Below are 20,702 nucleotides of genomic sequence, written 5' to 3' on the forward strand. Positions count from 1 at the left end.
ACGGCGTTAGATACTGTTCCGCAACGACAAGCCCGGCTAGGAGCCGGACATGGTGTTCCGCGTCGGGCGAGCCGGGCCGGCCGCCGTCTTTTTCGTTCTGACGACAGCGGGTGCGCTACCTTGCGCGGGCATACGTGCCGCAGGAGCACAAACCCCGTCTGTGCCGACGCAAACGCAAGCAACGCCAACCGCCGACCCACCGATGTCGCTCGACCCCAATTCGCCGCTCGCGCCGTTGCCAGACATCGGCGTCGCCTGGCCCGATCTCGCCACGTCGCCAATGGACCCGGCCGCCACGGTCGCTGCGGTCGATGCCAATGCGGAGAGCCGCTACGCCTGGCGGATCGACGGCATCGACGGGATCAACGACGCGTTGCTCCGCCAACGGTTCGCGCAGCTATCGACGCTCGACGCGAACGATCATCAGGCCGCCAACGCCGCGCAACTCGATCGTCGCGCACGCGAAGATGCCGATTTGCTCAACAGCCTGCTCCGCGCGGAAGGCTATTACGACGCCAACGTCGTCACGCGCGTCGAGCCGGGTGCGAAACCAATGGTCGTGCTCTCGGCCACCCCCGGCACGCTCTACAAGTTCAAGGGCGTGACGATCGACGGCATCGCCGCGGCAGGTGACAAGGCGCCGGGCCTGACGACTGCGTTCGGCGTGAAGCCCGAGGACCCGGTCAATTCCGATGCGATCGTCGCGGGGCAAGCCAAGCTGACGACGCAGATCGGCCGCGAGGGCTTCCCGTTCGCCAAGGTCGGCGATCCGGCGATCGTCGTCGACCATGCCACGCGCACAGCAACGCTCGACCTGTCCGTTCAACCCGGCGGCGCGCGCAAGTTCGGACAGGTCGTCGCGCTGCCCGGCAACCGCGTATTCGGCGCGGACCATGTCGCGGAAATCGCACGCTTCTCGCCCGGCGACCTTTACGACGCGACAAAGCTCGACGACCTCCGCCGCGCGCTGATCCAGACCAGTCTCGTCTCCGCGGTCGATCTCAAACCGGTCCAAGGTGCCACCCCCGACACCGTCGACATCGCCGTGAGGCTCGATCGCGCGCCGCCGCATACCGTCGCGGGCGAACTCGGCTACGGTACTGGCGAAGGCGCGCGCGCGGAACTCAGTTGGACGCATCGCAACCTGTTCCCGCCCGAAGGCGCGCTGACGTTGCGCGGCGTGCTGGGAACGCAGGAACAGCTCGGCTCGGTCGTCTTCCGTCGCAACAATTTCAAGGCACGAGACCGGGTGCTGACGCTCCAGGCGTCGGCCGCGCATACCAACCGCGACGCGTACGACGCGAAGACCTATTCGCTCGCCGGCACGCTGGAGCGCCAGACCAACATCTTCTTCCAGAAGACCTGGACATGGTCCGTGGGCGCCGAACTGCTCGCGTCGGACGAGCAGGACGTGATCCTCTCGACGGGCGCACCACGGCGCCGCACCTTCTTCATCGGCGCGCTGCCGACCAGCCTCAACTACGACGGCTCGGACGATCTGCTCAACCCAACGAGGGGCTTCCGCCTCGGCGGCCGGGTCAGCCCCGAAGTCTCGTTGCAGGGCTCGGTGTTCGGCTATGCGCGCACGCAGTTCGACGGCAGCGTGTACCAACCGTTCGGCGATCGGGTGGTGCTCGCCGCGCGCACCCGGCTCGGTACCATCGTCGGCGCGCCGCGTGACCAAGTCGCGCCGTCACGCCGCTTCTACGCCGGCGGCGGCGCGTCGGTGCGCGGTTACGGCTATCAGTCGATCGGCCCGCGCGATCCCAACAACGACCCGATCGGCGGCCGCAGCCTGACCGAATTCTCGATCGAGGCACGCGTCCGCGTCCTCGGCAGTTTCGGGATCGTGCCGTTCCTCGACGCGGGCAATATCTACACCTCGCCGCTGCCGAAATTCACCGGGCTGCAATACGGCACCGGCATCGGCGTGCGCTATTATTCGAACTTCGGCCCGATCCGCCTCGACGTCGGGACCCCGATCAACCCGCAGCCCGGCGACAGCCGCATCGCCGTCTACGTCTCGCTGGGGCAGGCATTTTGACCGAAGAGGTCACTCTTCCAAAGCGCCGGATCGCCTGGTGGCGGTGGATCGCAAGCGCGGTCATGGCGCTGCTCGCGATCGTCGGCGCGGCGTTGCTGATCGTCGACACCGATATCGGCCATCGTTTCGTCGCGGACCGGATCGCGGCGATCAAGACCGCCAACGGCCTGCGCTTCACGGTCGGTCGGATCGACGGCTCGCTATACGGCGACACGCGGCTGGTCGATCTGCGCGTGTACGATCTCGAAGGGCTGGTCTTCCAGGCGCCCAACGTCACGCTCGACTGGTCCCCGTTCGACTGGTTCTCGAACCGCCTCGAGATACGCCGCCTGATCGTCGATCGCGCGATCCTGACGCACACTCCGCGCACGCGCCCGTCGAAGAGCCGTGGCCCGATCCTCCCCGACTTCGACATCCATATCGGCAAGCTCTCGGTCGGCCGCCTCACGCTGGCGAAGCGCGTGCTCGGGACCGAGCGGATCGGGACGCTCGAAGGCCGCGCCGACATTCGCTCCGGCCGTGCACTCGTCGACCTCAAGGCACGCGTCGCCGGCAGCGACGATCTGAAGCTCCGGATCGACGCCGAGCCCGCACGCGACCGCTTCGACCTCGACGTCGCCGCGAAGGGGGCCGCAGGCGGCGTGCTCGCGCGGATGGTGAAGGCGAAGGGCCCGGTCGCGCTCGCGGTCACCGGCGACGGCAGTTGGGCGAAGTGGAACGGCCGCGCGAACGGCATCGTCGGCACGACGCGCGTCGTCGATCTCGCGCTCGCGCAGGTCGCCGGGCGCTACACGCTGTCGGGCACGCTCGCGCCGTCGTCGCTGCTCAAGGGGCGGCTGCAACGGCTGACGGCACCGCGCATCCTCGTCAACGGCAGTGCGGAGTTCGCCAACCGACGGCTCGACGGCCAGCTTTCACTCCGCACGCCCGCGCTGGCGATCGACACGACCGGGATCATCGATCTCGCCGCCAACGCCTATCGCGACGTGCGGATCAAGGCACGGTTGCTCCGGCCGCCCGCGCTGTTCGACAACATGACGGGCAACATGGTGGAATTGCGCGCGATCCTCGACGGCCCGTTCGCGACCGCGGCGTTCGACTATCGCCTCAACGCCAGCCGCTTCGCGTTCGACCAGACCGGATTCGAGAACGCCCACGCCGCCGGCAAGGGCCGCCTGTCCGCGGCACCCGTAACCGTCCCCATCCGCTTCACCGCCGCGCGCGTCACCGGGGTCGGCACCGTCGCGGGCGGGATCCTGCGCAACCTGTCGGTCGACGGACTGCTCCGCGTGACCCCGACGCTGCTCACCGGCGACGCGCTCAAGCTCCGGTCGGACAAGCTTACCGGCAGCATCAATCTCGCGGTCGACCTGCGCAACGGCCAGTTCGAGGTCGGCATCAACGGCGGGCTCGCCCGCTATCTGATCCCCGGTCTCGGCATCGTCGATGTGAAATCGACCCTGCGTGTCGTCCCCGGCCCGAACCGCAAGGGCACGCGCGTGATCGGGCAGGGCAGCGCGCAGATGGTGCGGCTCGACAACGCGTTCTTCCGCAGCCTCTCAGGCGGGTTGCCGCGGATCACCACCAACCTCGAACGCACCACCGACGGCGTGCTGCACTTCACCAACCTCGTGCTCACCGCGCCGCAGATCCGGCTGATCGGCAACGGCTATCGCAGGCGCGACGGCACCTTCCATTTCGAGGGCGGCGGGCGCCAGCAGACTTACGGCCCGGTGACGCTGAAACTCGACGGCCAGATCGAAAAGCCGACGCTCGACCTCGTCTTCGCCAGCCCGAACGCGACGCTCGGCCTGTCGAACGTCCGCGCGCATCTCGATCCGACGCCGCAGGGGTTTGCCTTCACCGCGGCGGGCGGATCGCGGCTCGGGCCGTTCACCACCAACGGCGCGATCCTGTTGCCACCCGGTGCGGATGCGACGATCGCCATCGCCGCGCTGAACGTTGCCGGCACCAAGGCGAGCGGGAACATCGCGGTCGTCGATGGCGGCTTTAACGGCGCACTCGCGGTTGCGGGCGGTGGTATCTCGGGCGAACTCCTGTTCCGCCCGGTCGGCCAGATCCAGCGCGTCGAAGGGCATCTCGCCGCGAAGGCCGCGACGCTCGACGGCATCGCGCTCCGCCAGGGCAAGCTCGATTTCGTCACGTTGCTCGATCCCGCCGGAACCTCGATCGAGGCGACCGCGACCGGCCTCGGCCTGCGTCGCGGCACGTTCAGCCTCGCGCGGTTCAACGGTTCCGCGTCGCTGCGCGGCGGCGTCGGCACGATCAAGGCATCGATCGCCGGCTCCCGCGGCCGCGCGTTCGATATCCAGAGCGTCACGCAGGTGACCGCCACGAGCTACGCGATCTCCGCGCAAGGCACGCTCGACGGCCGCCCGCTGAAACTGCTCACGCCGGCGGTTTTGACTCAGGAAGACGATGGCTGGCACCTCGCGCCGACCAGGCTCAGCTTCTCGGGCGGCGAGGCCCAGGTCGGCGGTCGCTTCACTGCCGCCAGCACCGCGATTGATGCCAGCCTGACGCGCATGCCGCTCGCGATCCTCGACATCGCCTATCCCGGGCTCGGTCTCAGTGGCAGCGCCTCGGGAAGCTTCACGATCGCGACCGCTAATGGTGCAGCCCCGACCGGCAAGGCGAACGTGACGATCCGCGGGCTCAGCCGCGCCGGCCTCGTCCTCTCGTCGCGCCCGATCGACGTCGGCGTCGCGGCGGTGCTCTCCCCCGACAAGCTCGGCCTGCGCGCGGTGATCGCGTCCGCCGGCAAGACGATCGGCCGCGCCCAGGCCCAACTCGCGCCGCTGGGGCAGGGAGACCTCGCCGCCCGGATCAGCAACGCACGCCTGTTCGGACAACTCCGCTACAGCGGCCCGGCCGACACGCTCTGGCGCCTCACCGGCGTCGAACTGTTCGACCTCTCGGGCCCGGTCGCGATCGGTGCGGACGTCGTCGGCACGCTCGCCAACCCGACCCTGCGCGGCGTCGTCCAGGCCAATGGCGCGCGGATCGAGAGCGCCACCACCGGCACCGTCCTTACCAACGTCCAGGCGACCGGCCGGTTCGGCGGTTCGCGGCTCGTGATCGACCGGTTCGGCGCGGACGCGGGCAAGGGCGGGCGCGTTACCGGCACCGGCCAGTTCGAATTCGCCGCCGCCGCCGGGATCGGCCTCGACCTCGCGCTGCAGGCCGACAAGGCGGTGATGATCAACCGCGACGACATCGGCGCGACCGTGTCCGGGCCGCTGACGTTCAAGTCGAACGGCTCGGGCGGCACGATCGCCGGCGACGTCGTGCTCGACAAGAGCCGCTATCGCCTCGGCCAGGCCACCGCTGCGAGCGCCGTTCCCCAACTCAACATCCGCGAGATCAACCTGCCCGACGGCGGCGAGGAAGTCGCGACGCCGACCAAGCCCTGGACGCTCGCGATCAAGGCGCGCGCGCCGAACCAGGTGATGGTCAGCGGGCTCGGTCTCACCAGCGAATGGTCCGCCAACCTCCAGATCGCCGGCCAGCCCGAGAACCCGGCGATCACCGGCCGCGCGACGCTGATCCGCGGCGACTATGAGTTTGCGGGCCGCCAGTTCGAGTTGGCGCGCGGCGTAATCCGCTTCGACGGGCAGGTGCCCGCGAACCCAGCTTTGGACATCGAGGCGAACGCGGACTCGACGGGCCTCAGCGCATCGATCCGCGTTACCGGCTACGCGCTGAAGCCCGAAATCGGATTCACCAGCACGCCAGCCTTGCCCGAGGACGAACTGCTCTCGCGGCTGCTGTTCGGCACCTCGATTACGAACCTGTCCGCGCCCGAAGCGTTGCAGCTGGCAGCGGCAGTCGCGGCATTGCAGGGCGGTGGCAGCGGCCTCAACCCGATCAACGCGGTGCGCCGCGCCGCCGGACTCGACCGCCTCCGCATCCTCCCCGCCGATCCGCAGACCGGGCAGGGCACCTCGATCGCGGCGGGCAAATACGTCACCCGGCGCCTCTATGCAGAGATCGTCACCGACGGTCAGGGCTATTCCGCCACGCAGGTCGAGTTCCAGGTCACCCGCTGGCTGTCATTGCTGTCGAGCATCTCCACACTCGGCCGCCAGAGCGCCAACGTCCGCGTGTCGAAGGATTATTGAAGGATGATCCTTCCGCGGTGCTGGGATAAAGACGAGACATGAAGCCCGTCATCTTCGGCCTGTCCGGCCCCGTCCTCACCCCCGCCGAACGCGCGTTCTTCGCCGAGTGCGAACCCGCCGGCTACATCCTGTTCAAGCGCAACATCGTCGACCGCGCGCAGGTGAGGGCGCTCACGGACTCGCTCCGTGTGCTAGCCGGACGCGACGACCTCGCGATCCTGATCGACCAGGAGGGCGGCCGCGTCGCGCGAATGGGACCGCCCGAATGGCCCGCATTCCCGGCAGGACCGGTGTTCGATGCAGCCTACGAACGCGCGCCCATGACCGCGATCCAGGCAGCACGCGCCAACGCGCAGGCGCTCGGCGTGATGCTCAGCGAGGTCGGGATCACCGTCGACTGCCTGCCGCTGCTCGACGTGTCGCAGTCGGACACCACCGAAGCCGTGGCCTCGCGCACGTTCGGCTCCGATCCCATGCGTGTTGCGGCTCTCGGCCGTGCGACACTGGAGGGGCTGGCCGAAGGCGGTGTGGTCGGTGTCGTCAAACACATGCCGGGCCACGGCCGCGCGATGGTCGACACGCACCACCACCTCCCGACCGTCACTGCGACCGATGCCGAACTCGAGATCGACATCGAACCGTTCCGTACCCTCAACCAGGCGCCGATGGGCATGACCTCGCATATCGTCTTCGACGCGTGGGACGCCGATCGCCCTACGACGCTGTCGCCGATCGTGATCGACGAGATCATTCGCGGGCGGATCGGCTTTGACGGCCTGCTGATGACCGACGACATCGACATGAAGGCGCTGTCCGGTACCGCCGGCGACAAGGCGGCCGGCGCGATCGCGGCTGGGTGCGATCTGGTGCTCGACTGCTGGGCGCGGATGGACGAGATGGTCGAGATCGCCGGGCGGCTGGGGGAAATCTCGGAGGCGTCGCTTGCGCGGCTTGATCGAGCAATGGCGTCGGTCGGGACGGGCAAAGGCGAGTTTGCAGAACTGATCGCAACACGAGACGCGCTACTTGCCAGCGCTTAACTCCCGATGCCCGAACCCCCGTTCGTCCTGAGTAGCTGCTGAGCTTGTCGAAGCGGCGTATCGAAGGACAGGTTGGCGGGTAAAACCTGTGCTTCGATACGCCGCTTCGATACGGCTCTGACGAGCCTGCTCAGTCGCTACTCAGCACGAACGGAATGGGGATGCGAACTGCTACGCGTTCCCCCCGTCACCCCAACCCCCGAGCCCGCTCGTCCCCGCGCAACGTCAGCACCTCGACCCCGCCACGCGTCACCGCCACCGTATGCTCGAACTGCGCCGAAAGCTTGCCGTCGTCGGTCACCACGGTCCACCCGTCATCCGCGGTCGACACTTTCCGCGTCCCCTGGTTGATCATCGGCTCGATCGTGAACACCATCCCCTCGCGCAGCGTCATGCCGGTCCCCGCGCGCCCGAAATTGAGCACCTGCGGCTCCTCGTGCATCTCGCGACCGATGCCGTGCCCGCAATAATCGCGCACCACCGCATAGCCGTGTTTCTTCGCATGCCGCTCGATCGCGAAGCCGATATCGCCGAGATGCGCGCCCGCCCGGACCTGCCGGATACCCTGCCACATCGCCTCCTGCGCGACCCGCACGAGGCGCTTTGCGGCGGGCGGAACGGTGCCCACCATATACGTCTTGCTCGAATCGGCGATGAACCCGTTCTTTTCCAGCGTGATGTCCAGATTGACGATGTCGCCGTCGCGGATGACATCGCGCGGGTTCGGCACGCCGTGGCAGACGACATGGTTGATCGAACTGTTCAGGACATATTCGAAGCCATATTGCCCCTTGCTCGCAGGCCGGGCGGCGAGGTCTTCGGTGATGTATCGATCGACCATGTCGTTGACCTGCAACGTCGACAGCCCTGCCAGCCCCTGCTCGTCGAGCATCCCGAACACCGACGCCAGCAGCGCGCCCGACACGCGCATCAGTGCCAGTTCGGCCAGCGTCTTCACCATCTCAGGCTGCCGTTTTGTCGGCGACGCGCACCGACGCGGCAGCGAGTTGCGCGGTGACGATATCGTTGAACGACAGCGTCGGGTTGGCCTCGGCGAGCATGCCGATCTTCATCCAGAACTCCGCCTGCGCATTGATCGACCGGCACAGCACCTGGCTCGCCCGCCGCGCGTCTTCGTGCAGCGCGTCGTCGATCTTCACGATACCCATTCAAGCCTCACATGCACTTTTACCATATGAAACGTATACGGTTCATATGGTTGCGCGTCAAACGTGAAGGGTGGCTGCTCGGCAGCGCGCGCTGTAGCGTCCGGCGATGGACGACGCGCAACTGACCCTGGATCTTGACGGATGGGAGGGCCCGCTCGACCTGCTGCTTTCGCTCGCGCGCGGGCAGAAGGTCGATCTGCGAAAAATCTCAATCCTCGCACTGGTCGAGCAGTATCTGGCGTACGTCGATTCCGCGCGCGCGCTGAAGCTCGAACTCGCCGCCGACTATCTCGTGATGGCGGCGTGGCTGGCGTATCTAAAGTCGGCGTTGCTCCTGCCACGCGACCCGCTTGCCGAGCCCGACCCGGAGGAACTCGCGCTGCGGCTCCAACTGAGGCTCGAACGCCTGAGTGCGATGCGCGAGGCTGGTGCCCGGCTGATGGCGCGCGATCGGACAGGGCGCGACGTGTTCCTGCGCGGCGCGCCCGAGGGGCTGCGGACGGTGCGCAAGGCCGCGTGGCAGGCGGAAATATTCGACCTGATCGCCGCGTACGGTCGCATTTCCGCGCGGACGCGGCCGGTGATGCATGTCGTCGCCGACCGCGAGGTGATGACGCTGGAGGCGGCGCTCGAGCGCGTGTCGATGCTGGTTGGCGAGCGGATCGACTGGAGCGTGATCGAAAGCTTCCTCCCCAAAGCGGGTGAGCGTTTGCGGCGATCGGCGCTGGCGTCGAGCTTCGTCGCGGCGCTCGAACTCGCGCGGCAAGGGAAGATCGAACTGCGGCAGGCGTCGCCCTTCGCGCCGCTGTATCTGAGAGCCCGCGCGTGACCCCACCCGACGACTTCGCGCGCGCTGTCGAGGCGGTGCTGTTCGCGGCCGAGACCCCGCTGACGCTCGACGCGATTCGCGCGCATGTCGGCACCGGCGACGTTCGAGCGGCGCTCGACCAGTTGACCGCCGACTATGCCGGCCGCGGCATCGCCATCGTCCGGCGCGGCGAGCGCTGGCAGTTCCAGACCGCACCCGACATGGCGCACATGCTCCGCCGGGACCGCGAGGAACCGCGCAAGCTCAGCCGCGCGGGGATCGAGACGCTGGCGATCATAGCGTACCACGAGCCCGTCACCCGCGCGGAAATCGAGGCGATTCGCGGCGTGCAGATCTCGAAGGGGACGCTCGACGTCCTGATGGAAGCGGGCTGGGTGAAGCCGGCCGGGCGGCGCGAAGTGCCGGGACGCCCGCTGATGTTCGCGACCATGCCTGCATTCCTTGTCCATTTCGGCCTCCAGAGCCGCCGCGACCTCCCCGGAATCGACGATTTGCGCGCCGCCGGGCTGCTCGATCCGGTCGATCTCGCCTTCGATCGGCTCGAAGATGGCGAAGATGACAGTCGGGATGGCGAGGTGGCTGGCAAAGCGGCAGGATGAGGCTTAGATAGGGTTCAGTTTCCAGGAGAATTGCCATGGGCGGTTTTAGCCCGATTCACTTGCTCGTTCTCGCGGTCGTCGCGATCCTCCTTCTCGGCGGCGGCCGATTCTCGAACCTGATGGGCGACGTCGCCAAGGGCGTGAAGAACTTCAAGAAGGGCATGTCCGAGAACGACGACGAAACGCCGGCCAAGCCATCGGCCCGGATCGAAGCGCAGAAGACTGCCGATCCCGCGTTCGATCGCGACGGCAATCGCGTCCGCGACGACCGTCCTGCCTGAAGCCGGCAGAGTTGACGACCCTAGATAGGCGCGGCTGAATGTTCGATATCGCGCCCTCCGAGTTTTTGCTCGTGGCCTTCGTCGCGCTCGTCGTGATCGGTCCGAAGGACCTGCCCAAGGCGATGCGCGTGGTCGGCTATTGGGTCGGCAAGGCGCGTGGCGTCGCGCGGCAGTTTCGCTCGGGCTTCGATTCGATGGTCCGCGAGGCTGAACTCGAAGAAATGGAAAAGCGCTGGGCGTCGGAGAACGAACGCATCATGCGCGAGCATCCGCAGACGGGCACGGACTCGACGGCCGATACCACGCAGGTGGTGCACTCGCCGGAGACGGAAGAGCATCGTCGCGATTATCGCTCCGTGGATCATACCGATGAGCCGGTGATGGTCGAAAAGCCGGTAGTAGCTGCCGCGTCGGAGCATGCTTCGCCGGTACCGGCCGAGCAGGAGCATAAGCCATTGGCGGATCGCGGTCCGGACCTCTTCGACGGACCGCTGGATACGCCGGCCGCGACCGCGCCCCATCCCGACGACAAGACCGGCAAGTCCGACGTGGCGTCATCGTGACCGCGGCGGCCGTGACTGCCCTCCATAACGCCGAAAGCCAGACATGAGCGAGATCGACGAAAGCCGGGCGCCGTTGCTCGACCATCTGATCGAGCTGCGGCGGCGGCTGCTCTATTGCATCGCCGCGCTGGTCGTGACGTTCGCGGTGGCGATGTATTTCGCCGAGAACATCTTCGGCTTCCTGGTTCACCCGCTGCTCGCTGCGGGTCAGAACAAGGTGATCTATACCGAGATCTTCGAGGCGTTCTTCGTCCAGATCAAGGTGGCGTTCTTCGCCGCGATGATGCTGTCGTTCCCGGTGATCGCGAACCAGGTGTGGCAGTTCGTTGCGCCGGGCCTGTACAAGAAGGAACGCGGCGCGCTGCTGCCGTTCATCCTCGCCACGCCGGTCCTGTTCCTCACGGGCGCCGCAATGGCCTATTACGTCGCGATCCCGATGGCGCTGCACTTCCTGCTCGGCTTCGACGGGATGGTCGGTGGCATCCACCGCGAAGCGCTGCCGGCGATCGGCAACTACCTCTCGTTCACGATGCAGTTCCTGTTCGGCTTCGGTATCTCGTTCCTGCTGCCGGTCCTGCTGATGCTGCTGGAACGGGCAGGGATCGTCACGCGCAAGCAACTGATCGGTGCTCGGCGCTATGCGATCGTCGCGGCGTTCGCGATCGCGGCGGTGCTGACACCGCCGGATATCGGCTCGCAGCTGCTGCTGGCGATCCCTCTGGTGATCCTGTACGAACTCGCGCTGATCGGCATCTGGTTCACCGAGCGTAGCCGGGCCAAGGCCAAGGCGGTCGAAGGTGAATCGACCGACATCGTCGAGAGTTGATCCGAGCCGCAGAGGCTATTCGAGAAGCAGGGCAGATACGAAAACGGGGCCCGGTGCATGCGCACCGGGCCCCGTTTCATTACGATAAGCGCAAAGGCTTACTTGGCGTTGTTCGCGGTCTTCGCGACGGTCTTGCCCGCCGAGCTCACGTCCTTGCCTGCGCCCTCGACCGTGTTGCATGCCGACACCATCAACGCGCTGGCTACAATCGCCAGTCCAACCAACTTACGCATGATACTTCCTCCAAGAAGGGCTTGAATGCCACGGGAGGGGGAATGTTCGGGGACGCCATTCGTTCCGCCGCTGGAACCAACGCACGGCAGGAAAAGGCTATTTTTGGAATAAAGGCCCGGCAGCATCACCAGGGGGGGGAGGGTGTGCTACCGGGCCTGTGTTCTGGATAGCGAGAGCGGGGGGGCATAAAGTCGCTATCCGAAGTGTAGAACGGCAACGGCGATGGTCGGTTCCCGCTTTTCTTCAAATCTATTCAATTAAATGCGTCTTTTGATATGGATTAGCCGACACTGCAGAAAACGCTTAGTCGCGCCCGGTAATGGCGAAGGCGATCTCGTACGCGCCGACCAGTGGATCGTGGTGGAGAGGCGACCGCAACTGGCGCGACAGGCCTTCCATGACGCGACCATAGCGCGACAAGGCCTCTCGGAATGCATCGCTCTCGACCAACGCGCGCGAAACGACGCGGACAACCGCCCGGTCCGGTTTGTCGGCAAGCTTGTCGGCCGGCTTCACCACGATCCTGATCTGCGCCGCAGGATCGCAGCTCATCGCAAGTTCGATCGTCTCCGTCACCAGAAACGCCAGCGCGACCGCGACGTCCTGGTTGACCAGATACGGATCGATATCGAGCGTGATGCCCAGGCCGTGCGAGCGATCCGACGCAGTCGCGCGGATATTGGCGGAAAGCTCGCCGATCATCGTCCGCAGGTTCAGGCCACGGTTTTCCTCGAGCTCGGCAAAGTGGTTGCGGTGAACCACGGCCAGCGCATCGACGCGGCGCTGGATCGACGAATAGGCAGCGGTGGCGTCAGGGCTGGGGGCGCTGCGGGCGTGAAAGTTGATCAGGCTGGAGATGACCTGAAGGTTGTTCTTCACGCGGTGGTGCACCTCGCGCGTAAGCTTGGTCTGGCGCACCAGCCCCTCGGCAAGGCCGGCCTCGTGCAGCGCAACCGTCCGGCTGATCGACTGGAAGGTTTCTCCCAGTTCGCGAATTTCCTGGGCGGGCAGGGTGTGGACGGTGCCGAAATCGAGTTCCTCGCCGGGGGTAAAGGCAGCGACCGCACCGCGCAGGCGACGAAGCGGGCGGATCAGAAGCCGGTCGACCACGAACCACGCGATGCTCGCCGCGGCGATCCACATCAGCAGCGGCAACAGCATCGCCACGATCAGCGACGACGTCACGGGTGCGCTGCGGATGCTCGTCCGCAACGCTAGCCCAGCGACGCCCAGTTCGGTCCGCATCGTCTCCATGCGATCGAGCGGGCGCTCGTCGGCAATCGTCTCGAGGTGAAGCGCGTCCTCGTCGAGCACGATCGCGCTGCTGAACGCGGACGCGCGCGTCGAGGGGCGCCCGATCTTCTCTAGGAAGGCACGGGGGAAGAAGGCGCGGGCGGACGTGTCGCCGCTGGGACCGGAAATCGCGAGGATCAGTCCATTGTCGGGGACGATCGCTGCGGCCACGGGCATGTTGTCCTGCCGCACGGTCACTGGGTTTGGTAGAGGCACGCCGCACAGTACATGGCCGGCGCGGTCGGTGATGATGAAGCGCGTACCGGCCGACGACTGCTGGGCGAACACGCCCTGAGCGCGTGCGCAGCTTGGGGCATCGGCAGGATCGGTCCCGAGCGCGTTCACCGCAACCCGAAGCGCGGTCATGTCGCCGACGAGTTCGATCGCGATGGCGCGCGCACTTTCGTCCGCCGTTACGCGCAACCGAGCACGCGCCTCTGCATCGGCCAGTCGCGTCGTCTGCAACGTGGCAAACACAGCGATCAAGGCCAACGGCAAGAGCGCCGCACTAATGATCAGGAAAAGTTTAGCGCCGGTGGGTAAACTGCCCATCGCGGACAGCAGGCGGCGTTTGTTTAGCGGCGCTGGCTCCGGGGAGGTCGTATCTGGAGCGGTCGCTATGGGCTCGCGGCCCACCGTCAGTCCAGCTTGCCGAGGAGTTCGAGAAGGTCGTCCGGGATCGTCTCGTCCACGGTCTTCTGATACACCGAGCGCAACGCCGAACCCATTTGTTGGTCCTTATCAGGGACCTTGGCGGGTTTCGTTGCAGGCACTGTCTTCTCCGTGTCGTGGCCCAAACTCAAAACTTCCCCCTGCACGACGCAAACCAATATGTGATGACGAGCAAAACTGCGCCCATGGGCACCGGACTACATACTCGCGAAAGATGTTCGTGAAACCAAATAGCATCTGGATGGTTCCACACCTGAGCGAAAAATACGCATCTCCGCTCGATCGCAGCCGATACCTGGCGGCGATGGCGTGGACACGGGGCATTTTCGACCGACACCATTGCAATGACGCGAGCCACCCGACACATGAGGGGCCGCGTAGGATCAGGGAGTATTCGTTACCCATGTCTCTTGGACAGCAACTTGCACCGCACCTTCCATTTTTGCGGCGCTACGGCCGGGCCCTGACCGGCAGCCAGATGCACGGCGACAAATACGTGCGCGCCACGCTCGAGGCGATCGTCGCCGCGCCCGAGGAATTTCCCCGCGACGTAGATCCCCGTCTCGGACTGTACCGTATGTTCCAGGCGATCTGGAACTCGGCGAACTTCGACGAAGTTGCCGACGAGACTGCCACCGATTCCGAAGGTCATGAAGCCGTCGCCCGCGCTCGCCTCGCCCGGATGACTCCGCTGTCGCGTCAGGCACTGCTGCTGACCGCGATGGAAGGCTTCACGCCTGAGGACGCCGCGTATCTGATTGAGGTCGATACAAGCGAAGTCGACGATCTGGTCGCGGATGCCTTGTCCGAGATCGAAAACCAGACCCGCGCGAAAGTTCTCATCATCGAGGACGAGCCGATCATCGCGATGGATATCGAGACGATCGTCCGCGATCTCGGCCACGACGTCACCGGCGTTGCGGTCACGCGTGACGAAGCCGTCGCCCTGGCGATGGAAATGCGTCCCGGCCTCGTCCTCGCGGACATCCAGCTCGCCGACGACAGCTCGGGCATCGACGCGGTCAAGGACATCCTGGCCGAATTCGAGGTCCCGGTGATCTTCATCACCGCGTTCCCAGAGCGCCTGCTGACCGGCGAGCGTCCCGAGCCGACGTTCCTGATCACCAAGCCGTTCCAGCGTTCGACCGTGAAGGCCGCGATCAGTCAGGCGCTGTTCTTCGACCAAGCGACCGTCCCGACCGCCTGACGGCGGCCACGCGTATCGGGTTCGTGACCGCAAGACGGTTACGGACCCAAAACGTTTTTCGTGAGTTTGGTGATTATGGCTGATCCGAACGAACCAATCCATATCGATACCGAGGACGCACGGGCTGGCTCCACGCCGCACATGACCCGGTACATCCTGGCGATCTCCCTCGTCTTGGTCATTGTTATCTTTGGCTTTATAATCCTGCGCTGAGCCGGATTATGAGCAGGTCGCTGGTATTTCCCGCGACCTGTGCCTATGTCTGTCGTCCGCGTACGGCAGTGTTTTATCGGGATTGATCGGATTACCATGACCCAGCCTGCTTCGCCCGTGGACGACGAAATGGATGATGTTGTCGAGCCGGTCGAGCATGTCTCCTTGTCGGATGCCGAGTTCAAGGTTCAGCTTGCCCAGGTAATCCCGCATTTGCGCGCGTTCGGTCGCTCGTTGTCGGGTAGCCGTGATCTTGCCGACGATCTCGTGCAGGAAACGCTGCTCAAGGCTTGGGCCGCGCGTCTTCGGTTCCAGGCCGGGACGAACATGCGCGCATGGACGTTCATCATCCTCCGGAACCTGTATCTCTCACAGATGCGCCGGGCACGCTTCAAGGGCGAGTGGGACGATCTGGTCGCCGACCGCATCCTTGCCGCGCCTGCGAGCCAGGATCGTCACGTCGAGCTAGGCGACATGCAGCGTGCACTGATGCATTTGCCTCAGCCGCAGCGCGAGGCTTTGATCCTCGTGGGCGCGGGTGGCTTCGCGTATGAAGAAGCCGCCGAAATCTGCAGCGTAGCTGTCGGGACGATCAAGAGCCGTGTAGCGCGGGGTCGCGTTGCCCTCGAAACGATCCTCACCGACGGTTCGCTACCATCGCGACGTGATCATGAGACAGATACGAGCAAGACCGCACTCGACTCGATCATGGGCGATGTCGAAGAACTCAGTCGCGGTCGCTAAACCCTATTAACGGGGGCCGCATCGCTCAGTTCAGGCGATGCGGCATCGCGTCCAGGCGGCGCAACATTATCATCATATCGTCGGGCATCGAGTGCGTGTCGTCGAACGCGCCACGTAGCACGTGACCGATCACGTCGGTCGCTTGGGGGCGGCGCACGACCTGCTGGCCGTTCTCTTCGCGCCTGATCGTGAGGAATGCGTAAGTCATGTTCGCTACAACGGGCCAATAGCGTTTTCGTTGCTTTGTCGTGACACGCGTAGGCAGCGGATTATAGCGATGGCGCATGGCTTTAGTCTCACCTGAACTGGCGATAAACGCCGCGCTCGACCGCGCAAGACTTTGGTCCCCATTCCTGGCGATGGTCCTCAACCGTGAGCCGGACTTGGCGCGATCGCTGGCGGCCGGCAAGCTGGACCTCTCCTTGTCGAGTGCCGAAGCCGACATGCCGGTCGCGCGTCGCCTGCGGATCGAACGGCGCGCAATGGCGCTCAACGTTGCGGTCGGCGATCTGGCAGGCGTTCTCGATCTTACCGCAGTAACTGGCGCGCTGACCCGCTTTGCCGACTATGCGCTCGACACCGCGATCTGCACCGCGATCGAGGAGCGGACCCCCGGCGCCGAACCACGCGGCTTCGTCGCGATCGCGCTCGGCAAGCAGGGCAGCAGCGAGCTCAATTATTCGTCCGACATCGATCCGATCCTGTTGTTCGACCCGGCGACGCTGCCAAGGCGCCCGCGCGAGGAGCCTGAAGAGGCGGCGGTCCGGATCGGCAAGCGCGTCGTCGAATTGCTCCAGGCGCGGGACGGCGACGGCTATGTCCTGCGCGTCGACCTCCGCCTGCGGCCATCACCCGAGATCACGCCCATCGCGCTGCCGGTCGATGCGGCGATCGGCTATTACGAAGCGCAAGCGCTGCCATGGGAGCGCGCCGCCTTCATTCGCGCGCGCGCCGCCGCCGGTGACATCGCGCTCGGCCAGCGATTTCTCGACGCGATCCGTCCGTTCGTGTGGCGTCGCGCGCTCGATTTCGGTGCCATCGGCGAGATCCGCGGCATCTCCGCGCGGATCCGCGATCATCATTCACAAGGCCAGGCATTCGGCCCCGGCTATGATCTCAAGCGTGGGCGCGGCGGCATCCGTGAGGCCGAGTTCTTCGCGCAGATCCACCAGCTGATCCACGGCGGCCGCGATCCCGCTCTTCGCGCGCCCGCCACCCGCGATGCACTCACCCGCCTAGCCGAAGCAGGCTGGATCGACACAGACGAATCGACTGCGTTGATCGACGGCTACACGTTGCTCCGAACGATCGAGCACCGCGTCCAGATGATCGACGACCGCCAGACCCATGCCTTGCCGACCGGCGATGCGCTCGACCGCGTGGCGAGACTACACGGGCTGGACGATTCGAGCGCGTTGTTGGCGCTGCTCGAACCGCGAGTCACGGTGACCGGCCGGATCTACGACGCGCTCGACGATACCGTCCGCCCCGCCTTCTCGCATGACGCGGTGACGTTGGAAGCCGACCTAGCTGCGGCAGGGTTCGACGAGCCCGAATCGGCGCGTCGGCGGATCGAGGCGTGGCGCGGTGGCGCCTATCCCGCACTGCGCAGTCCGGCCGCACGCGAGGCACTGGAGGCGGTATTGCCCACGCTCGTCCCCGCGCTCGCGGTTGCCCCTGTCCCGCAAGCGGCGCTACTTCGCCTCGACGCGTTGCTCGAACGCCTGCCGAGCGCGATCAACATCTTCCGCTTGCTGGAGGCACGTCCGGGCCTGGCGACGTTGCTTGCCGCGATCCTCAGCCATGCGCCCACGCTCGCGGACGATCTCGGGCGTCGCCCCGATCTGCTCGACGGACTGATCGATGCGACCGCGTTCGAGCCGGTCGGCGACGTCGCGGCGCTCGAAGCGATCATGCGCGCGGGTGAGGCGGGCGGCGACTATCAGTCCCGGCTCGACCATGTCCGGCGCGTCGTCGGCGAGCTGCGATTCGCGCTCGGGGCACAGATTGTCGCCGGTGCGTCCGATCCGCTCGATGTCGCGGCGGGCTATGCACGGGTCGCTGAGGCGGCGATCGGCGTCCTCGCAACCGCGACGATCGACGAGTTCGCCAAGGTCCATGGCCGCGTGCCGGACAGCGAACTCGTGGTGCTGGCGCTCGGTCGGATGGGCGGCGCGATGCTCACGCACGCGTCCGATCTCGACCTCATCTATCTGTTTACGGGCGATTTCGCCGCAGAGTCCGATGGTCCGAAACCGCTCGGCGCAACGCTCTACTACAACCGTCTCGCCCAGCGGCTGACCGGCGCGCTGTCGGTCGCGACGGCGGCGGGCCCGCTGTATCAGATCGACACCCGGTTGCGGCCATCGGGCGGGCAGGGGCCGCTGGTCGTCACGCTCGACAGCTTCTCCCGCTACCAGCGCGAGGATGCCTGGACCTGGGAGCACATGGCGCTCACCCGCGCCCGCCCGGTATTCGGATCGGCCGTAGCTCGGGATGCGGTGGCGGCGATCGTCCGCGACGTGCTCGAAGGCGATCGACCGGCGCGTGACGTGATCGCCGACGCGCGAACGATGCGCAGCGACATGGCCGCGCACAAGCCGCCCAAGGGCGCACTCGATGCCAAGCTGCTTCCCGGTGGCCTCGTCGATCTCGAATTCGCGACCCACGTCGTTCAGCTCGTGAACAGGGCCGGCTTCGATCCCAATCTCGGCACCGCGATCGACGCGTTGATCCGATTGGACCTTGTCCCGCCGTCGCTCCGCCCGGCGCACGACGTCCTCACGCGTTTGCTCGTGACGTTGCGGCTCGTCGCACCCGATGCCGCGCCGCCAGGGCATGCCACGGAGGATCTCATCGCCCGCGCGATCGGCGTGACGGACTGGGCAGCGGTGGTTGCCACGCTCGAAACGACGCGGCAGGAGGTGCGCTGGTTTTGGGCGCAGGTGACGGGAGAGCAGGATGGATGAAGGTTCGATGATCCCCGACGTATCGGTGACGATCGATGACGCCGTGGTTTCGCTGGCAAGCCTCGGCGCGCCGCTGGTGGTGTATTTCTACCCGAAGGACGACACGGCAGGTTGCACCACCGAAGCGAAGGACTTTTCCGCGCTTTCCGACGCGTTCGCAGCCGCGGGCGTAACCGTCGTCGGCGTGTCGAAGGACAGTGCCGCATCGCACGTAAAATTCACGGCAAAACATGGACTTGCGGTCCGGCTTGCCAGCGATGTCGAAGGTGTTGCCTGCGAGGCTTTCGGCGTGTGGGTCGAGAAGGCGATGTACGGCCGCAAGTACATGGGCATCGAGCGCGCGACGTTCCTGTTCGGCGCCGACGGCACGCTGGCCAAGGCGTGGCACAAGGTCCGCGTGGCGGGGCATGCCGAGACGGTTCTGGCCGCCGCCAAGGCGCTCTGAACAGCCCGCAGTAACGTTCGGAGATTCGCCGACATTTCGCGTCCGATGTCGTCGGCGGCTTACTGTTCCCTCGCAATCGTCCCAATTCGCATCAACTCGCCGCAGCAACCTGCCGCTCCGCCGCGCCGACCGCGCGGGGCTATTGCCCGGAACGGCGGTATCCGGCCTAACCCAGACTGTCTGGTGCGCGGAGGGGCTGCGAGTCAGGACAGAGTTTCGGAGCCGTCCGCCTTGAAGCGAACGGCCCTGCATTTTTGTGTCGGGGACCAATGGTCGAATTTACCGCAGCAGCCATCGTGACGCGCCTCAAGGCCGTGTCGATGGTGTCCAAGTCGTTCACGTTTCGCCGACTGGCGATCGCCGCAACAGTGATGGGGATGACCACGGTCGGCGCGACTGCCGAGGCCCAGGTCGTCGCTTCCAAAATAGCGCATAACGTTGCTGCAACCGGTGGTCCGATGATCGCCGCGAATGCCGAGGAAGCCACCGCCGATCTCCGCGCCGACGCGCAGTTCCGCACGCTGTTCCAGACCTGGAAGAAGCTCGATGCGACACAACAGGGCGTGATCGCGATCCCGTCGGTCCAGCCGGTCCACTCGCTCTCGTTCACCAGCAATTTCGGCATCCGCTCCGATCCGTTCCGCGGCACCGCGGCGATGCATGCCGGCGTCGATATTCCCGGTCCGATCGGCACGCCGATCTACGCCACAGCCGACGGCATCATCGCGCACGCCGGTCGCCAGGGCGGCTACGGCAACATGGTCGAGATCAGCCACGGCAAGGGCATCGCGACGCGCTACGGCCATCTCTCGAAGATCCTCGTCGGCGACAACGCTCGCGTCGTTCGTGGCCAGCTGATCGCGCTGATGGGTTCGACCGGCCGCTCGACCGGCTCGCATCTCCATTACGAAGTCCGCATCGATGGCCACGCGGTCAACCCGGTGCCGTTCCTGACCACCGCCGATTATCTCCTCGCCGCACAGGACCGCTCGGTAAACGCGATCCCCGTCTCCACCAGCGGCCCCGCCGCGCAGGACTGATCAACCCCAAGGTTGCCGCGGATAGCGCAACCTCCTATCTCCAGCGCATGGCAACGCTGGTCCAAGACATCATCCTCACCCCCTCCGCCGCGGCGCGCGTCGCGGCGATCGCCGTCAAGCAGGGGAAGCCGGCGATCCTGCGACTCTCTGTCGACGGCGGCGGTTGTTCCGGGTTCCAGTACAAGTTCGGGTTCGCCGATTCGGTCGAGTCCGATGACGTGATCGCCGAGCATGATGGCGTGAAGCTCGTCGTCGACAGCGTCAGCATCGATCTCGTCCGTGGCTGCGCGGTCGATTACGTCGAGTCGCTCGCCGGTGCGGCATTCAAGGTCGAGAACCCCAACGCCGCGTCGGGTTGCGGCTGCGGCTCCAGCTTCTCGGTCTGAGACTGC

General features: G+C 66.0%; 19 protein-coding genes and 1 pseudogene. 14 read left to right on the forward strand and 6 right to left on the reverse strand.

The window, feature by feature from the left end; genetic code table 11:
* Positions 1 to 49: 49 nt before the first annotated feature.
* From C8J25_RS07355 to C8J25_RS07365, 3 genes are all read left to right on the forward strand, one after another.
* A complete protein-coding gene (locus C8J25_RS07355) occupies positions 50 to 2,044 on the forward strand; it encodes an autotransporter assembly complex protein TamA (protein WP_107953718.1) in 1,995 nt (664 codons plus the stop codon).
* A gap of 62 nt (positions 2,045 to 2,106) precedes the next feature.
* Positions 2,107 to 6,186: a translocation/assembly module TamB domain-containing protein gene (locus C8J25_RS07360; RefSeq protein ID WP_107954000.1), complete on the forward strand. Its 4,080-nt coding sequence runs from the start codon at positions 2,107 to 2,109 to the stop codon at positions 6,184 to 6,186.
* Between the two features lie 38 nt (positions 6,187 to 6,224).
* Entirely contained in the window at positions 6,225 to 7,226 is a 1,002-nt protein-coding gene (locus C8J25_RS07365) for a glycoside hydrolase family 3 N-terminal domain-containing protein (protein WP_107953720.1), read from the forward strand.
* A gap of 187 nt (positions 7,227 to 7,413) precedes the next feature.
* Here the strand turns inward: C8J25_RS07365 and map are convergent, their stop codons facing one another.
* Together map and C8J25_RS07375 are read right to left on the reverse strand one after the other, a co-directional pair.
* A complete protein-coding gene (gene map, locus C8J25_RS07370) occupies positions 7,414 to 8,187 on the reverse strand; it encodes a type I methionyl aminopeptidase (RefSeq protein ID WP_107953723.1) in 774 nt (257 codons plus the stop codon).
* 1 nt (position 8,188) lies between these two features.
* Positions 8,189 to 8,395, reverse strand: a complete 207-nt coding sequence (locus C8J25_RS07375) for a ParD-like family protein (protein WP_056055789.1) — start codon at positions 8,393 to 8,395, stop codon at positions 8,189 to 8,191.
* Between the two features lie 106 nt (positions 8,396 to 8,501).
* Here C8J25_RS07375 and C8J25_RS07380 point away from each other — a divergent pair, with 106 nt between their 5' ends.
* From C8J25_RS07380 to tatC, 5 genes are read left to right on the forward strand one after another with little or no spacing between them, the layout of a single operon-like run.
* On the forward strand, positions 8,502 to 9,224 hold the full coding sequence (locus C8J25_RS07380; RefSeq protein WP_107953725.1) for a segregation and condensation protein A: 723 nt from the start codon (positions 8,502 to 8,504) through the stop codon (positions 9,222 to 9,224).
* Positions 9,221 to 9,823, forward strand: coding sequence for an SMC-Scp complex subunit ScpB (scpB, locus tag C8J25_RS07385; protein WP_107953727.1), 603 nt, complete (start codon positions 9,221 to 9,223; stop codon positions 9,821 to 9,823). The genes C8J25_RS07380 and scpB overlap by 4 nt, the downstream gene beginning before the upstream one ends.
* 35 nt (positions 9,824 to 9,858) lie before the next feature.
* A complete protein-coding gene (locus C8J25_RS07390; protein ID WP_056055794.1) occupies positions 9,859 to 10,104 on the forward strand; it encodes a Sec-independent protein translocase subunit TatA in 246 nt (81 codons plus the stop codon).
* Between the two features lie 38 nt (positions 10,105 to 10,142).
* Positions 10,143 to 10,667: a Sec-independent protein translocase protein TatB gene (gene tatB / locus C8J25_RS07395; RefSeq protein ID WP_107953729.1), complete on the forward strand. Its 525-nt coding sequence runs from the start codon at positions 10,143 to 10,145 to the stop codon at positions 10,665 to 10,667.
* A gap of 43 nt (positions 10,668 to 10,710) precedes the next feature.
* Positions 10,711 to 11,493 (forward strand): twin-arginine translocase subunit TatC, encoded by a 783-nt coding sequence (gene tatC / locus C8J25_RS07400; protein WP_107953731.1) that lies wholly within the window; start codon positions 10,711 to 10,713, stop codon positions 11,491 to 11,493.
* Positions 11,494 to 11,591: 98 nt separating this feature from the next.
* Here tatC and C8J25_RS07405 read toward each other — a convergent pair whose 3' ends face one another.
* From C8J25_RS07405 to C8J25_RS21295, 3 genes are all read right to left on the reverse strand, one after another.
* Entirely contained in the window at positions 11,592 to 11,726 is a 135-nt protein-coding gene (locus C8J25_RS07405; RefSeq protein WP_056057480.1) for an entericidin A/B family lipoprotein, read from the reverse strand.
* 304 nt (positions 11,727 to 12,030) lie between these two features.
* Positions 12,031 to 13,572, reverse strand: coding sequence for a sensor histidine kinase (locus C8J25_RS07410; protein ID WP_107953733.1), 1,542 nt, complete (start codon positions 13,570 to 13,572; stop codon positions 12,031 to 12,033).
* 86 nt (positions 13,573 to 13,658) lie between these two features.
* Positions 13,659 to 13,748, reverse strand: a complete 90-nt coding sequence (locus C8J25_RS21295) for a NepR family anti-sigma factor (protein WP_162236688.1) — start codon at positions 13,746 to 13,748, stop codon at positions 13,659 to 13,661.
* A 347-nt stretch (positions 13,749 to 14,095) separates the two neighbouring features.
* On the opposite strand from C8J25_RS21295, the gene C8J25_RS07420 reads away from it, so the two are divergent.
* Together C8J25_RS07420 and C8J25_RS07425 are read left to right on the forward strand one after the other, a co-directional pair.
* Positions 14,096 to 14,899 (forward strand): response regulator, encoded by an 804-nt coding sequence (locus C8J25_RS07420; protein ID WP_107953735.1) that lies wholly within the window; start codon positions 14,096 to 14,098, stop codon positions 14,897 to 14,899.
* A gap of 342 nt (positions 14,900 to 15,241) precedes the next feature.
* The gene (locus C8J25_RS07425; protein WP_244186871.1) at positions 15,242 to 15,856 is read left to right on the forward strand and encodes a sigma-70 family RNA polymerase sigma factor; all 615 of its coding nucleotides are present in this window, start codon (positions 15,242 to 15,244) and stop codon (positions 15,854 to 15,856) included.
* A gap of 25 nt (positions 15,857 to 15,881) precedes the next feature.
* Here the strand turns inward: C8J25_RS07425 and C8J25_RS07430 are convergent, their stop codons facing one another.
* Positions 15,882 to 16,064 (reverse strand): hypothetical protein, encoded by a 183-nt coding sequence (locus C8J25_RS07430; RefSeq protein WP_107954001.1) that lies wholly within the window; start codon positions 16,062 to 16,064, stop codon positions 15,882 to 15,884.
* Positions 16,065 to 16,140: 76 nt separating this feature from the next.
* On the opposite strand from C8J25_RS07430, the gene C8J25_RS07435 reads away from it, so the two are divergent.
* From C8J25_RS07435 to erpA, 4 genes and pseudogenes are all read left to right on the forward strand, one after another.
* Positions 16,141 to 18,825 carry a bifunctional [glutamine synthetase] adenylyltransferase/[glutamine synthetase]-adenylyl-L-tyrosine phosphorylase gene (locus C8J25_RS07435; RefSeq protein WP_244186873.1) on the forward strand — a complete coding sequence of 895 codons (2,685 nt, stop codon included), beginning with the start codon at positions 16,141 to 16,143 and terminating at the stop codon, positions 18,823 to 18,825.
* Positions 18,818 to 19,270 carry a peroxiredoxin gene (locus C8J25_RS07440; protein ID WP_107953738.1) on the forward strand — a complete coding sequence of 151 codons (453 nt, stop codon included), beginning with the start codon at positions 18,818 to 18,820 and terminating at the stop codon, positions 19,268 to 19,270. The genes C8J25_RS07435 and C8J25_RS07440 overlap by 8 nt, the downstream gene beginning before the upstream one ends.
* 443 nt (positions 19,271 to 19,713) lie before the next feature.
* Positions 19,714 to 20,310 (forward strand): annotated as a pseudogene (locus tag C8J25_RS07445) (M23 family metallopeptidase); the annotation flags it as partial.
* 47 nt (positions 20,311 to 20,357) lie between these two features.
* Positions 20,358 to 20,696: an iron-sulfur cluster insertion protein ErpA gene (gene erpA / locus C8J25_RS07450; protein WP_056057508.1), complete on the forward strand. Its 339-nt coding sequence runs from the start codon at positions 20,358 to 20,360 to the stop codon at positions 20,694 to 20,696.
* Positions 20,697 to 20,702: the final 6 nt, after the last annotated feature.

The sequence above is a fragment of the Sphingomonas faeni genome, assembly GCF_003053745.1.
Classification (GTDB): domain Bacteria; phylum Pseudomonadota; class Alphaproteobacteria; order Sphingomonadales; family Sphingomonadaceae; genus Sphingomonas; species Sphingomonas faeni.

Excerpts from the sequence above, each read along its gene's own strand:
- C8J25_RS07410 (WP_107953733.1), bottom strand. The coding sequence starts at position 13,572 with ATGGGCAGTTTACCCACCGGCGCTAAACTTTTCCTGATCATTAGTGCG.
- C8J25_RS07365 (WP_107953720.1), top strand. The coding sequence starts at position 6,225 with ATGAAGCCCGTCATCTTCGGCCTGTCCGGCCCCGTCCTCACCCCCGCC.
- C8J25_RS07435 (WP_244186873.1), top strand. The coding sequence starts at position 16,141 with ATGGCTTTAGTCTCACCTGAACTGGCGATAAACGCCGCGCTCGACCGC.
- C8J25_RS21295 (WP_162236688.1), bottom strand. The coding sequence starts at position 13,748 with ATGGGTTCGGCGTTGCGCTCGGTGTATCAGAAGACCGTGGACGAGACG.
- tatC (WP_107953731.1), top strand. The coding sequence starts at position 10,711 with ATGAGCGAGATCGACGAAAGCCGGGCGCCGTTGCTCGACCATCTGATC.
- C8J25_RS07430 (WP_107954001.1), bottom strand. The coding sequence starts at position 16,064 with ATGACTTACGCATTCCTCACGATCAGGCGCGAAGAGAACGGCCAGCAG.
- C8J25_RS07425 (WP_244186871.1), top strand. The coding sequence starts at position 15,242 with ATGGATGATGTTGTCGAGCCGGTCGAGCATGTCTCCTTGTCGGATGCC.
- erpA (WP_056057508.1), top strand. The coding sequence starts at position 20,358 with ATGGCAACGCTGGTCCAAGACATCATCCTCACCCCCTCCGCCGCGGCG.
- C8J25_RS07380 (WP_107953725.1), top strand. The coding sequence starts at position 8,502 with ATGGACGACGCGCAACTGACCCTGGATCTTGACGGATGGGAGGGCCCG.
- C8J25_RS07390 (WP_056055794.1), top strand. The coding sequence starts at position 9,859 with ATGGGCGGTTTTAGCCCGATTCACTTGCTCGTTCTCGCGGTCGTCGCG.
- C8J25_RS07440 (WP_107953738.1), top strand. The coding sequence starts at position 18,818 with ATGGATGAAGGTTCGATGATCCCCGACGTATCGGTGACGATCGATGAC.
- C8J25_RS07360 (WP_107954000.1), top strand. The coding sequence starts at position 2,107 with ATGGCGCTGCTCGCGATCGTCGGCGCGGCGTTGCTGATCGTCGACACC.
- C8J25_RS07405 (WP_056057480.1), bottom strand. The coding sequence starts at position 11,726 with ATGCGTAAGTTGGTTGGACTGGCGATTGTAGCCAGCGCGTTGATGGTG.
- C8J25_RS07375 (WP_056055789.1), bottom strand. The coding sequence starts at position 8,395 with ATGGGTATCGTGAAGATCGACGACGCGCTGCACGAAGACGCGCGGCGG.
- C8J25_RS07420 (WP_107953735.1), top strand. The coding sequence starts at position 14,096 with ATGTCTCTTGGACAGCAACTTGCACCGCACCTTCCATTTTTGCGGCGC.
- tatB (WP_107953729.1), top strand. The coding sequence starts at position 10,143 with ATGTTCGATATCGCGCCCTCCGAGTTTTTGCTCGTGGCCTTCGTCGCG.
- C8J25_RS07355 (WP_107953718.1), top strand. The coding sequence starts at position 50 with ATGGTGTTCCGCGTCGGGCGAGCCGGGCCGGCCGCCGTCTTTTTCGTT.
- map (WP_107953723.1), bottom strand. The coding sequence starts at position 8,187 with ATGGTGAAGACGCTGGCCGAACTGGCACTGATGCGCGTGTCGGGCGCG.